At 62.2% G+C, this 1,580-nt stretch carries 1 protein-coding gene; it reads right to left on the bottom strand.

Annotated elements, in window-relative coordinates; translation table 11 throughout:
- A partial coding sequence (locus tag L995_RS30995) for a CSLREA domain-containing protein (RefSeq protein WP_231574577.1) occupies nt 1-1,565 on the bottom strand: 1,565 nt, incomplete at its 3' end.
- Between the last annotated feature and the right edge of the window lie 15 nt (nt 1,566-1,580).

Below are 1,580 nucleotides of genomic sequence, written 5' to 3' on the forward strand. Positions count from 1 at the left end.
GCATCGGTGGTCACGGTCTGCGAGCCCAGCAGAACCTTGCCGGCGGCGCGCTCCACCAGCCCGTCGGGCAGCCTGGGCGTCGAGAAATACTCGATGCGCATGCTTTCGTTGGCGACGCTGTCCAGCGTGCCGGACAGGCCCTCGGGCGTCACCGTGAGCAGCACCGGCTCGGCAGGATCTCCGTTGGCCAGGCTGGTTCGTGCGATGCCTCCCTCGGTATTGCCGTAGATGGCATTGCCGAGCATGGAGACGCCCTTGACTTCGTCCCCCCGCAATCCCACGCCGAACAGCCTGTTGTGCGCAATCACGTTGGCATGTGCCGCGTCGTCACCGCCGACCAGGGTGTCATGGGCCTTCTGGAAAAAGGAAACGCCTTCACCGTTGGGCAGGGCGGTTCCCTGGGGACTGACGCCCACGTAGTTGCCCTGCACGAGGTTGTTCTTGCTGGCGCCCTGGAACTGTATGCCGGACGCCTTGCTGCCACCGACGATGTTTGCGCGCACGGTCACTTCGTCCGAATCCTTGATGACGATGCCCCATTGATTGGGCAGCATGGTGCTGGCATCCAGGCTGGTTCCCACGATATTCCCGGCAATCAGGGTATTCGAGTTGCGTGCGCCGTAGTTTCCATTCAATTCAATGGCCGTTTCCTTGTTTCCGGCAACCAGGTTGCCGTCCTCAGGGCCTGTGCCAATGCGATGTCCGCCCTCCGACGAAAAGAATACGGCAATGCCTGGCCCATTGTTGGGAATCATGGCTGTGCCGGCTGCATTGGTTCCGACTCGGTTGCGGGTCACCAGCGTGTGGGCGCCGGAAATGGAAATCGCGGAATAGCCGCCCATTTCTTTTACATTGCCGGAAACGAGATTGCTGTCGATCAGCGTGCCGGTAAAGTCGGATGCCACGCTGATGCCGCCACCTTGATTTCCCAGTGCCACATTGCCTGTGATATCGGTGCCTATGTAGTTTCCCTGAATGATGTTTCCTGTACCTGTGCCCGGCCAGGAAAGCCATACTCCGGAATTTTCCGCCGCGGAAATGACATTTCGCCCGCCAATATCCAGATTGCCGATGCGGTTGCGGTTGCCGGAGTTGACAATAATGTTGCTGCGATTGCCCATGGCAACCGTTCCCGATGCGTCAACGCCTATATGGCAGCCCAGCACGGTGTTGCCGTCGCCGGTCACCGCCAGGGCCGTATTGAAGCCGCCTATCGCCAGGCCGCGCACCGTGATGGCGCCTGCCAGCTCGAGCCCTATGCCGAACTCGGGGCTGCCTGACTGCAGCGTGATCAGGGGGCGGCGTGGCAAGTGGTCCTCATAGCCGGGTTGCGTGCTGGCGTCCACGGTGAGCGATGTGGCCGGTGCGATGGGCTGCATGAGCCTGCCATTCCAGTTGCTTTGGGTGACGATGGTCTGCTCTCCCCCCGCGCCGATGCGGAACTCGATGCGGTTGTCGCCCCCTTTGTTGCGGTTGGCGTTGGCGTAGGTGATGGCGTCGCGCAGGGAGCAGGGTCCCAGGCCGGTGCTGGCGCACGGGCCGCTTGCGTCGGCGGCGCTGTCCACCACGACGGTCCATGC

Source organism: Delftia sp. ZNC0008 (assembly GCF_000799035.1).
In the GTDB taxonomy this organism is placed as follows: Bacteria; Pseudomonadota; Gammaproteobacteria; order Burkholderiales; family Burkholderiaceae_C; genus Comamonas; species Comamonas tsuruhatensis.